A 16,429-nucleotide genomic window follows, 5' to 3' on the forward strand; every position below is an offset into this window, starting at 1 on the left:
GTGGTCAGGCGAGCGCGCGTTGAATCAAGAGCTTCTGGATGTCCGACGTGCCTTCGTAGATCTGGCACACGCGCACGTCGCGGTAGATGCGTTCCAGCGGGAAGTCGTTCACGTAGCCGTAGCCGCCCAGCGTCTGGATGGCGGCGCTGCACACGCGCTCGGCCATCTCGCTGGCGAAGAGCTTGGCCATGGCGGCTTCTTTCAGGCAGGGGCGGCCGGCGTCGCGCAGGCTGGCGGCGTGCCAGATGAGCTGGCGCGCGGCTTCGATCTGCGTGGCGCACTCGGCGAGGCGAAAGCCCACGGCCTGCTGGTCGAAGATGGCGCCGCCGAAGGCCTGGCGTTCCTTGGCGTAGGCCACGGCCACGTCGAAGGCGCTGCGGGCCATGCCCACGCTCTGCGCGGCGATGCCGATGCGGCCGCCTTCGAGTGCGCCGAGTGCGATCTTGTAGCCCTCGCCTTCGGCGCCGATGAGGTTCTCGGCCGGGATGCGGCAGCTGTCGAAGTTGATCTGCGCGGTGTCGCTGCTGTGCTGGCCGAGCTTGTCTTCGAGGCGCGCGACGTTGTAGCCGGGCGCGTCGGTGGGCACGATGAACGCGCTCATGCCGCGCTTGCCGGCGCCCTTGTCGGTCACCGCGATGACGATGGCGACCTGGCCGTTCTTGCCGCTGGTGATGAACTGCTTCACGCCGTCGATCACGTAGCCGTCGCCGTCCTTGCGCGCGGTGGTGCGCAGGCTCGAGGCGTCGCTGCCGGCCTGCGGCTCGGTGAGGCAGAAGGCGCCGAGCATCTGGCCCTGGGCCAGCGGCTCGAGCCACTTCTTCTTCTGCTGCGCGTTGCCGTAGCGCATGAGGATGGCGTTGACGGGGCAGTTGGTCACGCTGATGGCGGTGCTGGTGCCGCCGTCGCCGGCCGCGATTTCCTCGAGCACGAGTGCGAGCGTGAGGTAGTCGAGGCCCGCGCCGCCATGCTCCTCGGGCACGCAGATGCCGTAGGCGCCCAGCGCGGCCAGGCCCTGGTGCACTTCCTTCGGAAAGCTGTGGTCGCGGTCCCACTTGGGGGCGTTGGGCCAGAGCTCGGCCTGCGAAAAATCGCGCACCGCGTCGCGGATGGCTTCCTGGTCTGCGCTGAGCAGCATGGCGTTGTCTCCAGTTCTTTCTTGTCGGTGGGTGCGAGGCTTACTTGCCGGCGCCCAGGTCCATGATGAGACGCGCGGCCATGTACAGGCGGCGCGGAATGGCGCTGATGTCGACGTACTCGGCCTTGTCGCTGTGGTAGCCGAAGCCGGGCAGGCCCAGGCTTTCGATCACGGGCTTGCCCGAGAGCGCCGCGTAGGCCGCGTCGGTGCCGCCGCCGGTGCGCTCTTCGACGCCCACACTGCCGCCAGCTTCCTTGTAGAAGACCACGGCCTTGTCGACTAGCTTCTTGCCGCCCTCGCCCGCGTTGAAGGCCGGACGGCCGCGCGTGACGAGCACCTTGACGTCGGCCTCGGGCAGCTTCTTCTGCTGTGCCTTCTCTTCGAGGGTCTTCATGGCGGCGTCGAAGTCTTCGTTGCGTGCGTAGCGCACGTCGGCGTTCAGCGTGGCGCTGGCCGGGATGATGTTCGACACGTTGCCGGCCTTGGCGATGGTCCAGTTGAAGCGCAGGTTCTTCGACTTGTCGTCGATGCTCATGGTGCGCAGCACGAGGTCGGATGCTTCGACCAGCGCATTCACGCCCAGCTCGGGTGCGGCGCCCGCGTGCGAGGCCTTGCCGGTGATGTTGACCTGCACGTAGGCGATGCCCGAGGTGCCGAGCGACATCTTTTCGTCGCCGGCGCTGGTGGGCTCGAACGAGAGCACGTAGTCGGCCAGCTTGGCTTCTTCCTGGATCAGGTCGCGCGAACCGAAGGAGCCTTTTTCCTCGTCGGTGTTGAACAGCACGGTGATGGTGCCGTAGTCGCGCACGCCGTAGTCCTTGAGCAGCTTGAGCGTGTGCAGGATGACGGCGTTGCCGCCCTTGTCGTCGGCGATGCCGGGGCCGTAGGCCTTGTCGCCTTCGATGCGGAACGGCGCCTTGGCGAGCGTGCCCTTGGTGTAGACGGTGTCCATGTGCGACATGAGCAGCAGGTTCTTGCCGCCGCGGCCCTTGAGCTTGCCGACGATGTTGTCGCCGACCACGAGGCCGGCCGACTTGCTGCGCGTGACGGTGAAGCCGAGGTTCTTCAGTTCGCCTTCGAGGTACGCGCCGGCGGCGGCCATGCCTTCGGCGTCACCGGTGCCGGTCTCGATGTTGACGAGCTTCTCGAGCGTCTTGATCACCGCCGGCTGCTCGTCGGTGGCGGCCTGGAACAGCACGTTGTCGCGCTTCTGGGCCCAGGCGCCACCTGCCACGAAGGCGGTAGCGAGCACGGCGGCAACGGCGGTACGGTGAAGGGATGGGCGCATGAAATCTCCTGCTCTACGCATGGTTTTGTTTGAAGTGTCCGGGGTGGAAACCGGCCGGCGCCCTCTCCCGGGCGCCGGCGGCTCCTGGCGTTATAGCAATTCGAGCGCGACGGCGGTGCCTTCGCCACCGCCGATGCACAGCGTGGCCACGCCGCGCTTCTTGCCGCGCGCCTTCAGCGCGTGCAGCAGCGTGACCATGATGCGCGCGCCGCTGGCGCCGATGGGGTGGCCCAGCGCGCAGGCGCCGCCATTCACGTTGACGATGTCGTGCGACACGTCGAGCTCGTGCATGAGGGCCATGGGCACGACGGCGAAGGCCTCGTTCACTTCCCACAGGTCGACGTCCTTCACGCTCCAGCCGGTCTTGGCGAAGAGCTTCTGCACGGCGCCGACCGGCGCGGTGGAGAACCACTCGGGCTGCTGTGCGTGCGTGGCGTGGCCGACGATGCGCGCCAGCGGCTTGGCGCCGATCTTCTTGGCGTGCGACTCGGTCATCATGACCAGCGCGGCGGCGCCGTCGTTGATCGACGAGCTCGAGGCGGCGGTGATGGTCCCGTTTTCTTTCTTGAACGCGGGCTTGAGCGTGGGAATCTTGTCGAGCTTGACCTTGCCCGGGCCTTCGTCGATGGAGATGACGGTGTCGCCGCCGCGGCCCTTCACGGTGACGGGCGTGATCTCGTCCTTGAAGGCGCCCGATTCGGTGGCGGCCTTGGCGCGCTGCACGCTGGCGATGGCGAAGGCGTCTTGCTGCTCGCGCGTGAAGTTGTACTTGGCGGCGCAGTCTTCGCCGAAGGTGCCCATGGAACGGCCGGGCTGGTAGGCGTCTTCGAGGCCGTCGAGCATCATGTGGTCATAGATCTTGTCGTGGCCCATGCGGTAGCCGCCACGGCCCTTGAGCATGAGGTAGGGCGCGTTGGTCATGCTTTCCATGCCGCCTGCCACGATGACGTCGTGCGTGCCGGCCAGCAGCAGGTCGTGCGCGAGCATCGCGGCCTTCATGGCCGAGCCGCACATCTTGCTGAGCGTGACGGCGCCCGCGCTGTCGGGCAGGCCGCCCTTGTAGGCCGCCTGGCGCGCCGGGGCCTGGCCCTGGCCGGCCATGAGGCAGTTGCCGAACAGCACTTCACCCACGCTCTCGGGCGCGATGCCGGCGCGCTCGACGGCCGCCTTGATGGCCGCGCCGCCCAGGTCGTGCGCGGAGAGGGACGAGAAGTCGCCCTGGAAGCCACCCATGGGGGTGCGGGCGGCGCCGACGATGACGATGGATTCGGACATGGGGGTCTCCTTCAGGAATGTGAAAGTGAAATCAAAGACAAAACGAAAACGGAATCGGGCGGTCAGAAATGCGTCGCATGGCCTTCGTGCTGGAAGCGTTGCGACTCTTCGTACGGGAACACATCGAGCATCTGGCCCGCCTGGATGCGTTCCTTGTGGTGCTGCCAGAAGGCGGCGTCGAGCAGGTCGGCGTGGTGCGCCATGAAGGCGGCGCGCACGTCCTTGTTGCCCAGCAGAAAGGGCTCGAAGGTCTCGGGGAACACGTCCTTCGGGCCGACCGAATACCAGACCTCGCCGCTCATCTCGTCTTCTTCGTTGCGCGGCGTGGGCACCTTGCGGAACTTGCAGTCGGTGACGTATTCGATTTCGTCGTAGTCGTAGAACACGACCTTGCCGCCGCGCGTGACGCCGAAGTTCTTCCACAGCATGTCGCCGGGGAAGATGTTGGCGGCCACCATGTCCTTGATGGCATTGCCGTACTCGATGACCGCATGCTCCAGCTGGTCCTTGGCGCGCCGGGCCTGGGCCGGGCTCTCGGGGTGGGCCAGCGTGTCGAAGGCTTCCTGCAGGTAGATGTTCAGCGGGATCATGCGACGCTCGATGTAGACGTGCTTGAGCACGACCTCCATCTCCCCGTTGCCGTCGCGGTCGCCGATCTCGAGCTGGCTGGGCGCGAACTTGCGGATCTCCTCGATGAGCTCGGGCTCGAAGCGGTCGAGCGGAAAGCCCACGTTGCTGTACTCGAGCGTGTCGGCCATGCGGCCCACGCGGTCGTGCTGCTTCACGAGCATGTACTTGCCCTTGATCTGCTCGCGCGTGGTGTCCTTCTGCGGCGGATAAAAGTCCTTGATGACCTTGAACACGAAGGGGAACGAGGGCAGGTCGAACACCAGCATGACCATGCCCTTGATGCCGGGCGCGATGCGAAAGCGGTCGCTCGAGTAGTTCAGGTGCGACAGGAAGTCGCGGTAGAACAGCGTCTTGCCCTGCTTGGCCAGGCCGAGCGCGTTGTAGATCTCGGCGCGCGGCTTGCGCGGCATGAGCGAGCGCAAAAACTGCACCCAGGCCGAGGGCACTTCCATGTCGACCATGAAGTAGGCACGCGCAAAGCTGAACAGCATCTGCAGGTCGTCCTCGCCGAACAACGCCGCGTCGATGTAGAACTTGCCGTGGGTGTCGTGCAGGATGGGCAGCGAGAACGGGATCTCGGTGAAGCCGTTCATGATCTTGCCGACCACGTAGGCACCCTTGTTCCGGTAGAACAGGCCCGACAGCACCTGCAGCTGGAAGTTGGCGCGCAGCTTGACCTGGTGGAAGCGGTTCAGGATGACGTGCGCCACGCGCTCCGCATCGCGCCGCTTGTTGGCGTAGCTGCCCTGCAATGCGAAGTCGTCGAGCATCTGCTCGATGATGTCGGGCAGCGTGGCCTGCGAGGGGTAGTACGGCCGGTAGGTGGGTGCGCCGCGCGGCTCGATGTACTCGGTGCTGATGGCCGGGCGCACGAAGATGAAGTCGTTCTGGAAGTAGGCCCGGTGCAGGATCTTCGTGGTGACCGAGTTGAAGAAACTCTCGGCCAGCTCGGGCTGGTGGTGGTTCACCAAAAGCCCGATGAAGTGCAGCTTGACCTGGTGCCAGACTTCCATGGGCTGGTCGCCGGCCTTGAACTCTTTTTCGAGCCGGGCCACGGCCTCGTTCACGCGCAGGTCGTAGAACTCGATGCGCTCGCGCTGCGCCCGCTGCTGGCCGTGCCAGTCGGCGGTCTCGAATCGGTGCTTGGCGCGCGCCGATTCGGCCCGGAACAGCCGGTAGTGCCGGTTGAACCCGTCGATCATCGCCTTCGCGATGTCGTAGGCCAGCGGTGAATCGAGGCGCTGCGGGAACATGGCGGCAATACCGACGGGGGCGGCGATGGCAGCGGCAGCGAACTCAGGCGGCTGGCGGCGTCTCGGTGCCTTCGGTGCCGTCGGCACCCGCCTGCGCCGACGGCGAGGCGCCTGCCGGCTTGCTCCACTTGTAGCGGATGCGCTGCACGGCGGCCTTGTAGATGGCGTCGAGCGGCTTGTCGCCCTCGACACTCAGGCCGAGGTCTTGCAGCAGGCCGTCGTGCACGCCGAAGGTCCAGCCGTGGATGCGCACCTTCTGGCCGCGCGCCCAGGCGTCGACCATGACGGTGCTCACGGCCACGTTGACCACCTGCTCGGCCACGTTGAGTTCGCACAGCGCGTCGACGCGCACGTCCTCGGGCAGGCTGTCGAGCATCACGCTGTGGCGGTCGCGCACGTCCTGGATGTGGCGGATCCAGTTGTCGGCCAGGCCGATGCGCTTGCCGCTGAGCGCGGCCTTGACGCCGGCGCAGCCGTAGTGGCCGACCACCATGATGTGCTCGACCTTCAGGTGCTCGACCGCGAACTGGATCGCCGAGAGCGCGTTGAGGTCGGAGTGCACCACGATGTTGGCGACGTTGCGGTGCACGAACACCTCACCCGGCTCCAGGCCGGTGATCTGGTTGGCGGGCACGCGGCTGTCGGAACAGCCGATCCACATGTAGCGCGGCGTCTGCTGCTTGACAAGGCCGGTGAAGAAGCCGGGCCGGTCACGCTCCATCTGGGCGGACCAGGCACGGTTGTGGGCAAAGAGGTCGTCGAGGTTGTCGGAGGGCATGGTGGTCTATTGTCAGTGAGTCGTCGTGTCGGGCGTGTTTTCGCCACCTCGGGCGTCCTGGACGGCCTTGGCGGCCTTCTGCGCCCTGGTCAGCGTGGCGCGGCCTTTTTTCTCGTGCTCGCGCACTTCGGCGAGGTTGGCCTGCAGCTCGGCCAGCTGCGCCTCGAGCTGCGCGCGGTGGGCGCCGAGCACGCCCAGGAATTTTTCCAGCTGCGGCACGGTGTCGCGCGGGCTGTCGTACATGTCCAGGATGTCTTTCGCCTCGACCAGCGTCAGGCCCAGGCGCTTGGCGCGCAGCGTGAGCGTGAGCCGCGCCCGGTCGCGCGCGCTGTACACGCGCTGCAGGCCGGCCCGCTCCGGCGACAGCAGGCCCATGTCTTCATAGAAGCGGATGGCGCGCGTCGTGAGATCGAACTCCTTGGCGAGCTGGCTGATGGTGAAGGTCTGCGCGGGCATGGGCGGCAAGGGTTGCGGGGGCGACAGCAGGTTGGCGGCGCATTCTCTACAATGATGCCTCAACCCATGACGTTTACGTAAACGTCAATCATACATGAACCTCCTCGAACGCGAACTCCACTACCCCCTGGGCGACACCCTGCCCGCCGCCGGCGAAGCACTGGAAGTCGCGCCCGGCGTGCGCTGGATCCGCATGCGGCTGCCCTTTGCGCTGGACCACATCAACCTCTGGCTGCTGCGCGACACAGTCGACGGCGTCGAGGGCTGGACGGTGGTCGACTGCTGCATCGCGCACGACGAGGCCCGCGCGCAGTGGGAGCAGATTTTCGAGACCCAGCTGCAGGGCCTGCCGATCCTGCGTGTGATCGTGACCCACATGCACCCCGACCACATCGGCCTGGCCGACTGGCTGTGCCAGCGCTGGAACGCGCCGCTGTGGATCAGCGCCACCGACTACCACGTGGCACGCGTGCTGTGCAGCGCCGGCGACACGCTCGCGGGCGGCGACGCGGCGGCCGACTTCTTCGCCTCGCACGGGCTGACCAACCCCGAGTCGATCGCCAAGATCCGCGCGCGCACCAGCTACTACACCAACATGGTGCCCAGCGTGCCCGCCCGCTACGTGCGCATGATGGACGGCGACATCGTCCGCATCGGCGGACGCGACTGGCGCTGCATCAGCGGCTACGGCCACGCGCCCGAGCACATCGCGCTGTACTGCGCCGAGCCGAAGCTGCTGCTGGGCGGCGACATGATGCTGCCGCGCATCTCGACCAACGTGAGCGTGCATGCGGGCGAGCCCGAGGCCAATTCGCTGCGCCTGTTCCTGGACAGCATCGACAAGTTCAAGGCCCTGCCGGCCGACACGCTGGGCCTGCCCTCGCACGGCAAGCCCTTCACCGGCATCCACCGCCGCGTCGACCAGCTGCAGGAGCACCACCGCGACCGCCTGGCCGAGCTGCTCGAAGCCTGCCTCGCGCGCCCGATCACGGCGTCGGAGGGCCTGCCGATCCTGTTCAAGCGCGAACTCGACCTGCACCAGATCACCTTCGCCATGGGCGAGACCGTGGCCCACCTGCACCTGCTGTGGTTCTCGGGACAGGTGAAGCGCACGCTGGACGCCGACGGCATCTACCGCTTCGGCGCAGCCTGAGCCCCCCCAGCTTTTCACTTCGCTTCGCTGCGTGTAACTCCACTCCCCGAGGGGGAGGCGCGGCTCGCCTTGGGGCGGCCCGGCGGCGGCCGCATAGACTCCGGGAATGACAATGTCGAACACGCTGGCTGAGCTGCGCGCCGGCCGGCTGGCTGGCGCACGACGACTGGACCTCTCGTGCGGACTCACCGAGTTCCCGCGCGAGATCTTTACGCTCGCCGACACCCTCGAAACGCTGAACCTCACGGGCAATGCGCTCAGCGCGCTGCCGGACGACCTCGGCCGGCTGCACCGGCTGCGTGTGCTGTTCTGCTCCGACAACCGCTTCACGGAACTGCCGGCGTCCATCGGCCAGTGCCGCCAGCTCGACATCGTGGGCTTCAAGGCCAACCGCATCGCCCACGTGCCCGCCGAGGCGCTGCCGCCCTCGCTGCGCTGGCTGATCCTGACCGACAACGCGATCGAAGAATTGCCCGACACCCTCGGCGACTGCACCCGCATGCAGAAGCTGATGCTGGCCGGCAACCGCCTGCGCGCCCTGCCGCCGTCGGTCGCCCGCTGCCGGCAGCTCGAGCTGCTGCGCCTGTCGGCCAACCGCTTCGAGGCGATGCCCGAGTGGCTGCACACGCTGCCGCGTCTGGCCTGGCTGGCGTGCGCGGGCAATCCGTTCGACGCGCCGACCGAAGACGCAGCCATCGACGCGCCCACCGTGCCGCACGTCGACTGGCGCGACCTGACGCTCGGCCCGAAGCTCGGTGAAGGCGCCTCGGGCGTGATCCACCGCGCCACGCTGGCCACGCCCGATGGCGCCGCACAGCCCGTGGCCGTCAAGCTGTTCAAGGGTGCCGTCACCAGCGACGGCTGGCCGCACAGCGAGATGGCCGCCTGCATCGCGGCCGGCGCGCACCCGACGCTGATCGCCGCACAGGGCCGCATCGACGGCCACCCCGACGGCACGGAAGGCCTGGTGATGGCGCTGGTGCCGCCCTCGTTCCGCACCCTGGCCGGCCCACCGAGCCTGGCCTCGTGCACCCGCGACGTCTATGCCGACGACGCACGCTGGACCAGCGGCACCGCGCTGCGCATCGCGCGCGACATCGCGGCGGCCATGGCGCACCTGCATGCGCGCGGCCTGCTGCATGGCGACCTGTACGCCCACAACATCCTGTGGCACGCACAGGACGGCGGGCGGCTCGGCGACTTCGGCGCGGCCTGGATGACGGGCGCGCTCGACCCGGCGCACGCGAAGGCGCTGCAAGGCGTGGAAATGCGCGCCTTCGGCTGCCTGCTCGAGGAGCTGGCGGAGCGCTGCGACGATGCGGCTTCTTCGCCCTTGACCACGCTCGCGGCGCGCTGCCTGCAGGCCGACGTGGCTGCAAGGCCGTCGTTCGCCGAGGTGCTGTCGGTGCTGGACGCATCCGCGCCATGACGCGCCCCCGCTTCCCCGTTCCGATGCCCACGCGCGACGGCGTGAGCCCGAGTTGTGTCTCGCTGCCTTACGGCCCCTGGCCCACCATCGCCGAGTTTCTGGTCGAGCGCTTTCCCGCCATCTCGCGCGAAGCCTGGCTCTCGCGCATCGAAGCGAACGACGTGTGCGACGAGCACGGCGTGCCCATCACCGCCACGCGGCGTTACGAGTCGCCGCTGCGCGTGTACTACTACCGCGCGCTCGACGCCGAGACGCCCATCCCTTTTGAAGAGCAGGTGCTGCACCAGGACGACGACCTCGTGGTGGTCGACAAGCCGCCCTTCGTGCCCGTCACGCCCACCGGCAAGTACGTGCAGCAGAGCCTGCTGGTGCGCCTGAAACGCAAGCTCGGCCTGGACGACCTCGTGCCGCTGCATCGCATCGACCGCAACACCTCGGGGCTGGTGCTGTTCTCGGTGCGCCCTGAGACGCGCGGCATCTACCAGGCCATGTTCCCCGAGCGGCGCATCGACAAGCACTACGAGGCCGTCGTGCCGTGGCACGAGGGCGTGTCTTCGGTGCCCGCCGTGTACCGCAGCCGGCTGGTGGACGACGACCATTTCATGCGCATGCGCGAAGCGCCTGGCGAACCGAATTCCGAGACCCGCATCGTGCTGCGCGAGGCGCGCGACGGCCATGCGCTGCTGGAACTCTCGCCCGTCACCGGCCGCAAGCACCAGCTGCGCGTGCACTGCCAGGCGCTGGGTTTGCCGATCGTGAACGATCCGTTCTATCCCACGCTGCAGCCTGCGGGGAATGACGACTTCGACAGGCCGCTGCAGCTGCTGGCGCGGTCGCTGGCGTTCATCGACCCGCTGAGTGGCGCCTTGCGCACCTTCGAGAGCCCGCGCCGGTTGGCGCTGCCAGCTTCTTCTGCTGCTGCCGCCTAGGTGACGCGGCGCGGACGCGTCGCGGACTAAGCTTTCTCCTGACGGGAATTGAACTTCCTCTCTTCCACCACTCAGGAGACAAACGCACATGGACACCACCCAACTCTTCTCGCTGAAGGGCCGCAGCGCCTTGATCACCGGCGGCTCGCGCGGCATCGGCCGCATGATTGCCGAGGGCTTCCTGGCGCAGGGCGCGCGCGTGTACATCTCGGCGCGCAAGGCGGCGGCTTGCGATCAGACGGCGAAGGAGCTGTCGGCTTTTGGGCATTGCGTGTCGCTGCCGGCGGATGTTTCTACTGTGGAAGGGGCTCAGGCGCTGGTCGAGGCTTATGCGAAGCATGAAGGGTCGCTGGACATCCTGGTCAACAACGCGGGGGCCGCCTGGGGGGCGCCTTATGAGGAGTTTCCGGAGAGTGGGTGGGACAAGGTTGTCGACCTGAACTTGAAGACGCCGTTCTTCCTGACGAAGGCACTGACGCCGATGCTCAAGAAGGCGGCTACGGATCATTTGTCGAAGGTGATCAACATTGCTTCTATCGACGGGATTTCTGTGAATCCGCAGGAGACTTATTCGTATGCGGCTAGCAAGGCGGGGTTGATTCAGTTGACGCGGCGGATGGCGCTGCGGTTGGCGCAGGATCGGATCGTGGTCAGTGCGATTGCTCCGGGGGCGTTTGCTTCGGATATGAACAAGGATGCGCGGGATCATGGGGATGAGGTCAAGGGACGGATTCCTGCTGGGCGCATTGGTACGCCTGAGGACATGGCTGGTGCCGCCATCTATCTGGCCTCTCGGGCTGGGGACTATGTGATGGGGTCTACGTTGGTGGTGGACGGTGGGGTTACGCACGCTCGCTAGGTTTTTGGACTGCGTTGTGAGGTTGCTTTCCGGGGCCGGGTCTCGGCCCGGCGGCCGACCTACTTTTCTTTGCTTCGCCAAAGAAACGTAGGCAAAAGAAAGGCGACCCTGCTGTCTGCGTCCCTACGCTTCGCTTCGGGCAACCTGCGGTGCTCACGTTTCGCGGGGTCTCGCCCAAACTCGCTTCGCTCAAACAAGGGCGAGCCCTGATCCGCGAAACGCTGCGCTCCTCGGCGCATACAGAAGGGGTTGGGATACCAACGGGCCATCGCTTCGCTCGGCCAGTGGGCCGCAGCAGGCGCTGCGCGCCTGCTGCGGCTGGGATTGGTAGCGGCGTTGGTTGGAGCGCGAACGCAGGCGCCGGCGCGAATGCAGATGCGCTTACGAGCACCAACCCGAGCACGAACACAGGCTTCGGCTGTTGGTAGTTCCCGGGCCGAGCGAAGCGACGGCCCGCCCGGTATCAAAGCCCCTCTGGCTGCGCCGAGGAGCGCAGCGTTTCGCGGATCAGGGCTCGCAGCTGTTTGAGCGAAGCGAGTTCTGCGAGACCCCGCGAAACGCGAGCACCGCAGGTTGCCCGTAGCGAAGCGAAGGGTCGCAGACAGTGGGGTCGCCTTTTCTTTGCTTACTTTCTTTTGGCGAAGCAAAAGAAAGTAAGTCCGCCGCCGGGCGGAACTCCCGGCCTCGGGAAGCAAGAGAACCCCCTAGCCCCACCGAGGCACAGCCTCATCCTTCAACTGCTGCCTCAGCACCCCATAGTCAGGCACAACGCTTTCAACGGTCTCCCAGAACCGATGCGAGTGATCCATCACCCGCAGATGCGCCAACTCATGCGCAACGACATAGTCGATCACCGGCAATCGAAAGTGAATCAACCGCCAGTTCAACCGAATCGACCCATCCGCACTCGCACTCCCCCACCGCGTAGCAGCGTTAGAGAGCGACAGCTTCTGCCATGACACCCCCAGCAGCGGCGCAAAGTGATCCAGCCGTTCGATGAACAGCTTGCGAGCCTGCCGCATCAACCAGGCCTGCGCCGCATCCCGAATCTGCGAGGGCGCCGCGTTCTGCGCCACAGCCAACCGCAAAGTGCGTGGCCCACCGCCTTCCACAGCAGGATCGAGCGTCCCGCCCACACTGGCAAACCCGTGCTTCGGATCCAGTCGAATCACCACAGGCTCCCCCAGAAAAGGAAACTCTGCCCCGTCCTCCCAGGCAATCCGCGTCGCCTCGACCCGCGCATTGCGCTGCTGCGTCTCCGCCAGCTTGCGCAAAATCCAGTCGGCCTTCTCACGCACCGCTGCATCGACATCACGCAACGTGACCCACCGCGGCGCACGCACCGACAAACCTTCGGCACCCACAAGAAAACCGATGGTCTTGCGCTGCCCCCGCTTGAACTCGTAGGCCACCCGCGCCGACCCCAGTACCACTTCACGCGTGGCCTGCGGATGTGTGAAATTCGCCAACGTCAGTGTGTCAGCCAACGGCACCGCAGGACGCGGATCAATGGGCCCGATAGATGAAGGAGTGGCATCCACCACCGGCACGGGAGCAGCAGGTGGCACAGGCCCAGGCGCCTTCTTCCGCGGCCGCCGCGGCGGCGCAGCAGCAGGCGCCGGCGTGCTCCCCAGCCCCTCGAAGAGGTCCATCGTGAACTGCAGCATTCCCCGCATGTCGGGCCCGGGTCTGAGGTTGGCGCGTCAGCCCGCTTCGCGCGGCAACGTCTGCTGCGGCTGCGCCGGGCTGTCGCTGTAAGCCTCGGGGTCGAGGCGACGCATCTCGGCCTCGATCCAGGCTTCGACTTCGCGCATCAGCTCGTCGGGCTTGCGGCCCACGCTCGAGATCGCCGGGCCGATCGACACGTCGACCACGCCGGGGCGCTTGATGAAGGCCTTGCGCGGCCAGACCTTGGCCGAGGTGACGGCAATGGGGATCACAGGCACGCCAGTCTCGCAGGCCAGGCGCGTGCCGCCGCTCTTGTAGGTGCCCTTCTGGCCACGCGGAATGCGCGTGCCTTCGGGGAACATGATGATCCAGATGCCCTGCGCGAGCAGCTTGCGACCCTGGTTCACCACCTTGTTGAACGCCTGCGCGCGCTGGCTCCGGTCGATGTGGATCATGTCCAACCGCGCCATCGCCCAGCCGAAGAACGGCACGTAGATCAGTTCCTTCTTGAAAACGAAGGCCAGCGGGTGAGGCATCAGCGTGGGCATGAGGAAAGTCTCGAGCGTGGACTGGTGCTTCACCAGCAGCACCGCGCCGGCGAGCTTGTCGGTCGGCAGGTTTTCCATGCCGGTCACGCGGGTCTTGATGCCCAGCAGCACGCGCGCGCCACCGATGGCCCAGCTGAGCCATTGCTCGGCCATCCAGTACAGCGGAATGCCACGCTTCCAGAGCGAGCTGACGCACATGATGATGCCCCAGGGCACCACGGTGACAAGCATCCACAGGGCGTGGAGAACGGAACGGATAAACGCCATCAGACAGCCACCTGCAGTGCAGCCCGCGCTTCGCGCGCGAGCAGAAAGTCGACGAAGGCGGCGAGGTCTTCATGCACCCTCGTGTCCGCCGGATATTCGGGAGGCAGCGGGTGAACCCCGCGGCACGCCGCGCCCATGCCCGTGAGCAGCAAGTGCGGTTCGCAGCCGGCCGCAGCGCCGGCCTGCAGGTCGCGCAGGCTGTCGCCCGCGGTGGGCACGCCCTTCAGGTCGATGCCGAAGCGGTCGCCGATCTGAAGGAACAGCCCTTCCTTGGGCTTGCGGCAGTCGCAGCCTTCGTCGGGGCTGTGCGGGCAATAGAACACCGCATCCACCTTGCCGCCCACGGCCGCGAGCATCTTGTGCATCTTGGCGTGCATGGCGTTGAGCGAGGCCATGTCGAACAGCCCACGGCCCAGGCCCGACTGGTTCGACGCCACCACCACGTGCCAGCCCGCATGGTTCAGGCGCGCCACGGCCTCGAGCGCACCGGGCAGCGGCGTCCACTCGATGTCGCTCTTGACGAAATCTTCGCGGTGCACGTTGATCGTGCCGTTGCGGTCGAGGATGACGAGCTTCATGGCGGAACCGCTCCTGGTGGAGGGATGGGGCACGGGGTCAGACAGCCAGCCGCTCGAGCTGCGCCACGCGGTTCATCGCGCTGTGCAGCGACATCAGCAGGCCCAGGCGGTTCAGCCGCAGGTCGGCCTGCTCGGCATTCACCATCACGTCCGTGAAGAACGCATCGACCGGTTCGCGCAGCGCGGCCAGCGTCTGCAGCGAGCCGGTGTAGTCGCCCGCGTCGAACTGGGCGTTGGCGGCGGGCACGACCTGCGCCATGGCGGCGTGCAGCGCCTTCTCGGCGGGCTCCTGCAGCAGGAGTTCGCTGACGTGCGCATCGGCCTCGGGCGCCTTCTTCAGGATGTTGCCGATGCGCTTGTTGGCGGCGGCCAGCGCGGCGGCGGCGGGCAGTGCGGCAAAGGCGCGCACGGCGGCCAACAGCTTGGGCACTTCGCCCAGGCGCTGCGGCAGTGGGGCCAGCACGGCGTCGACTTCCTGGGCGCTGGCGCCCTGCTCGCGCAGGCTGCCGGCGAGTCGGTCGAGGATGAAGTCGCGCAGCTCGACCGTGGCCTTGCTGCTGTCGAAACCGTCGATGGCGCTGAACTGCGCGGCGGCGTCCTGCAGCAGGGCGTCGAGCCCCAGCGCGAGGTCTTTCTCGATCAGCATGCGGATCACGCCCAGCGCATGGCGGCGCAGCGCGAACGGGTCGCGGTCGCCGGTGGGCAGGTTGCCGATGCCGAACATGCCGACCAGCGTCTCGAGCTTGTCGGCCAGCGCGACCACGAGGCCCACGCTGTTGCGCGGCAGCTCGTCGCCGGCGAAGCGCGGCTTGTAGTGGTCTTCGATGGCGTCGGCCACGGCGGCGTCGAGGCCGTCGTGCAGTGCGTAGTAGCGGCCCATGGTGCCCTGCAGCTCGGGGAACTCGCCGACCATGTCGGTCACGAGGTCGGCCTTGGCCAGTTGCGCGGCCTGGGTCGCCTGCGCGGCCAGCGTGGCGTCGCCGAGTTTTTCGGCAATGCCGCGCGCGATGTGCATCACGCGCTGCACGCGTTCGCCCTGCGTGCCGAGCTTGTTGTGATAGACCACCTTGCCCAGCGACTCGACGCGCGAGGCCAGCGACTTCTTGCGGTCCTGGTCGAAGAAGAACTTGGCGTCGGCCAGGCGCGGGCGCACCACGCGCTCGTTGCCGCCGGTCACGGCGCTTGCATCCTCGGGGCTGATGTTGCTGACGACGAGGAACTTGTTGGTGAGCTTGGCTTGCGCGTCGAGCAGCGGGAAGTACTTCTGGTTGGCCTTCATCGTGAGGATGAGGCACTCCTGCGGCACTTCGAGAAACTCGCGCTCGAAGCTGCAGACCAGCACGTTGGGGCGCTCGACCAGCGCCGTGACTTCGTCGAGCAGGGCGTCGTCGTGGATCGGCACCGAGCCGCCACCCACCGTCACAGCGGCGGCCGCGAGCTGGCGTGCGATTTCGGCGCGGCGCGCTTCAAAGCTGGCGATGACGGCGCCGTCGTCCTGCAGCTGCAGGGCGTAGCTGTTGGCATCGCGCAGCACCACGGGATCGACCGCTGCTTCGAAGCGGTGGCCGTGCGTCTCGCGGCCGGCCTTCAGGCCCAGCGCCTCGATGGGCACCACGGTGTCGGCATGCAGCGCCACCAGGCCGTGCGCGGGGCGCACGAAGCTCACGCTGCTCCAGCCGGGCAGCTCGCAGCCGCTTTCTAGCTGGTAGCTCATGACCTTCGGGATCGGCAGCTTGGCGATGGCTTCGGCCAGCGCCTTCTGCAGGCCTTCGGCCAGCGTGGCGCCCTTGGCGGTGCTTTCGTAGAACAGGGCTTCCGCCTTGCCGTCCATGGCGCGCTTGAGGCCGGGCACGGCCGAGGCGTCGGCGCCGAGGGCGGCCAGGCGCTTGAGCAGCGCGGGCGTCGGTTGGCCCGAGGCGTCGAGCCCCACGGCCACGGGCATGAGCTTTTGCGACACGGCCTTGTCGGCGGCGCGCTCGGCCACGTGCGTGAGGTGCGCGGCCAGGCGACGCGGCGACGCGTAGGGCGTGAGCACCGAGCCGGCTTCGGCCAGGCCTTGGGCCACGAGTTGGTCGCGCAGCACGCCCGCGAAAGCCTCGCCGAGCTTCTTCAGCGCCTTGGGCGGCAGCTCTTCGACAAACAGTTCAACCAGCAGGGAGTTCTTGTTGTTCATGGGGGTCGTC

Annotated in this window: 14 protein-coding genes; 4 read left to right on the forward strand and 10 right to left on the reverse strand. The window is 67.2% G+C overall.

What is annotated here, in order from left to right; genetic code table 11:
- Positions 1 to 4: 4 nt before the first annotated feature.
- The 6 genes from FFI97_RS21725 to FFI97_RS21750 all read right to left on the reverse strand — a co-directional run bounded on the left by FFI97_RS21725 (position 5) and on the right by FFI97_RS21750 (position 6,815).
- Positions 5 to 1,135 carry an acyl-CoA dehydrogenase family protein gene (locus FFI97_RS21725; protein WP_062478737.1) on the reverse strand — a complete coding sequence of 377 codons (1,131 nt, stop codon included), beginning with the start codon at positions 1,133 to 1,135 and terminating at the stop codon, positions 5 to 7.
- 40 nt (positions 1,136 to 1,175) lie between these two features.
- On the reverse strand, positions 1,176 to 2,423 hold the full coding sequence (locus FFI97_RS21730; RefSeq protein ID WP_139701346.1) for a glutamate carboxypeptidase: 1,248 nt from the start codon (positions 2,421 to 2,423) through the stop codon (positions 1,176 to 1,178).
- Positions 2,424 to 2,513: 90 nt separating this feature from the next.
- Positions 2,514 to 3,698 (reverse strand): acetyl-CoA C-acyltransferase, encoded by a 1,185-nt coding sequence (locus FFI97_RS21735; protein WP_095746933.1) that lies wholly within the window; start codon positions 3,696 to 3,698, stop codon positions 2,514 to 2,516.
- A 62-nt stretch (positions 3,699 to 3,760) separates the two neighbouring features.
- Complete coding sequence (aceK, locus tag FFI97_RS21740) at positions 3,761 to 5,581, reverse strand: bifunctional isocitrate dehydrogenase kinase/phosphatase (protein WP_062478759.1); 1,821 nt, start codon at positions 5,579 to 5,581, stop codon at positions 3,761 to 3,763.
- Positions 5,582 to 5,624: 43 nt separating this feature from the next.
- Entirely contained in the window at positions 5,625 to 6,359 is a 735-nt protein-coding gene (can, locus tag FFI97_RS21745; RefSeq protein ID WP_062478745.1) for a carbonate dehydratase, read from the reverse strand.
- A 12-nt stretch (positions 6,360 to 6,371) separates the two neighbouring features.
- Positions 6,372 to 6,815, reverse strand: coding sequence for a MerR family transcriptional regulator (locus tag FFI97_RS21750; protein ID WP_070062936.1), 444 nt, complete (start codon positions 6,813 to 6,815; stop codon positions 6,372 to 6,374).
- A gap of 94 nt (positions 6,816 to 6,909) precedes the next feature.
- Between FFI97_RS21750 and FFI97_RS21755 the strand changes: the two genes are divergently transcribed.
- From FFI97_RS21755 to FFI97_RS21770, 4 genes are all read left to right on the forward strand, one after another.
- Positions 6,910 to 7,968, forward strand: a complete 1,059-nt coding sequence (locus FFI97_RS21755) for an MBL fold metallo-hydrolase (RefSeq protein WP_139701345.1) — start codon at positions 6,910 to 6,912, stop codon at positions 7,966 to 7,968.
- 112 nt (positions 7,969 to 8,080) lie between these two features.
- Positions 8,081 to 9,397 carry a leucine-rich repeat-containing protein kinase family protein gene (locus FFI97_RS21760; RefSeq protein ID WP_139701402.1) on the forward strand — a complete coding sequence of 439 codons (1,317 nt, stop codon included), beginning with the start codon at positions 8,081 to 8,083 and terminating at the stop codon, positions 9,395 to 9,397.
- Positions 9,394 to 10,326, forward strand: coding sequence for a pseudouridine synthase (locus FFI97_RS21765; protein ID WP_139701344.1), 933 nt, complete (start codon positions 9,394 to 9,396; stop codon positions 10,324 to 10,326). Before FFI97_RS21760 ends, FFI97_RS21765 begins: the two co-directional genes overlap by 4 nt.
- 88 nt (positions 10,327 to 10,414) lie before the next feature.
- Complete coding sequence (locus FFI97_RS21770) at positions 10,415 to 11,185, forward strand: SDR family oxidoreductase (RefSeq protein ID WP_139701343.1); 771 nt, start codon at positions 10,415 to 10,417, stop codon at positions 11,183 to 11,185.
- 704 nt (positions 11,186 to 11,889) lie between these two features.
- On the opposite strand, the gene FFI97_RS21785 is transcribed toward FFI97_RS21770, so the two are convergent.
- Genes FFI97_RS21785 through glyS form a run of 4 tightly spaced genes read right to left on the reverse strand, consistent with a single transcriptional unit; the run spans position 11,890 to position 16,419 of the window.
- On the reverse strand, positions 11,890 to 12,861 hold the full coding sequence (locus FFI97_RS21785; protein ID WP_260685101.1) for a M48 family metallopeptidase: 972 nt from the start codon (positions 12,859 to 12,861) through the stop codon (positions 11,890 to 11,892).
- A 27-nt stretch (positions 12,862 to 12,888) separates the two neighbouring features.
- Entirely contained in the window at positions 12,889 to 13,668 is a 780-nt protein-coding gene (locus FFI97_RS21790; protein ID WP_139701342.1) for a lysophospholipid acyltransferase family protein, read from the reverse strand.
- On the reverse strand, positions 13,668 to 14,246 hold the full coding sequence (gene gmhB / locus FFI97_RS21795; RefSeq protein ID WP_070062939.1) for a D-glycero-beta-D-manno-heptose 1,7-bisphosphate 7-phosphatase: 579 nt from the start codon (positions 14,244 to 14,246) through the stop codon (positions 13,668 to 13,670). The genes FFI97_RS21790 and gmhB overlap by 1 nt, the downstream gene beginning before the upstream one ends.
- A 37-nt stretch (positions 14,247 to 14,283) precedes the next feature.
- A complete protein-coding gene (gene glyS, locus FFI97_RS21800; protein WP_139701400.1) occupies positions 14,284 to 16,419 on the reverse strand; it encodes a glycine--tRNA ligase subunit beta in 2,136 nt (711 codons plus the stop codon).
- Positions 16,420 to 16,429 lie beyond the last annotated feature (10 nt).

The sequence above is a fragment of the Variovorax sp. KBS0712 genome (assembly GCF_006323185.2).
In the GTDB taxonomy this organism is placed as follows: domain Bacteria; phylum Pseudomonadota; class Gammaproteobacteria; order Burkholderiales; family Burkholderiaceae_C; genus Variovorax; species Variovorax boronicumulans.

Bases quoted from the DNA above. Each gene is read 5' to 3' on its own strand.
- FFI97_RS21725 (WP_062478737.1), bottom strand. From the start codon at position 1,135: ATGCTGCTCAGCGCAGACCAGGAAGCCATCCGCGACGCGGTGCGCGAT.
- FFI97_RS21730 (WP_139701346.1), bottom strand. From the start codon at position 2,423: ATGCGCCCATCCCTTCACCGTACCGCCGTTGCCGCCGTGCTCGCTACC.
- FFI97_RS21735 (WP_095746933.1), bottom strand. From the start codon at position 3,698: ATGTCCGAATCCATCGTCATCGTCGGCGCCGCCCGCACCCCCATGGGT.
- aceK (WP_062478759.1), bottom strand. From the start codon at position 5,581: ATGTTCCCGCAGCGCCTCGATTCACCGCTGGCCTACGACATCGCGAAG.
- can (WP_062478745.1), bottom strand. From the start codon at position 6,359: ATGCCCTCCGACAACCTCGACGACCTCTTTGCCCACAACCGTGCCTGG.
- FFI97_RS21750 (WP_070062936.1), bottom strand. From the start codon at position 6,815: ATGCCCGCGCAGACCTTCACCATCAGCCAGCTCGCCAAGGAGTTCGAT.
- FFI97_RS21755 (WP_139701345.1), top strand. From the start codon at position 6,910: ATGAACCTCCTCGAACGCGAACTCCACTACCCCCTGGGCGACACCCTG.
- FFI97_RS21760 (WP_139701402.1), top strand. From the start codon at position 8,081: ATGTCGAACACGCTGGCTGAGCTGCGCGCCGGCCGGCTGGCTGGCGCA.
- FFI97_RS21765 (WP_139701344.1), top strand. From the start codon at position 9,394: ATGACGCGCCCCCGCTTCCCCGTTCCGATGCCCACGCGCGACGGCGTG.
- FFI97_RS21770 (WP_139701343.1), top strand. From the start codon at position 10,415: ATGGACACCACCCAACTCTTCTCGCTGAAGGGCCGCAGCGCCTTGATC.
- FFI97_RS21785 (WP_260685101.1), bottom strand. From the start codon at position 12,861: ATGCGGGGAATGCTGCAGTTCACGATGGACCTCTTCGAGGGGCTGGGG.
- FFI97_RS21790 (WP_139701342.1), bottom strand. From the start codon at position 13,668: ATGGCGTTTATCCGTTCCGTTCTCCACGCCCTGTGGATGCTTGTCACC.
- gmhB (WP_070062939.1), bottom strand. From the start codon at position 14,246: ATGAAGCTCGTCATCCTCGACCGCAACGGCACGATCAACGTGCACCGC.
- glyS (WP_139701400.1), bottom strand. From the start codon at position 16,419: ATGAACAACAAGAACTCCCTGCTGGTTGAACTGTTTGTCGAAGAGCTG.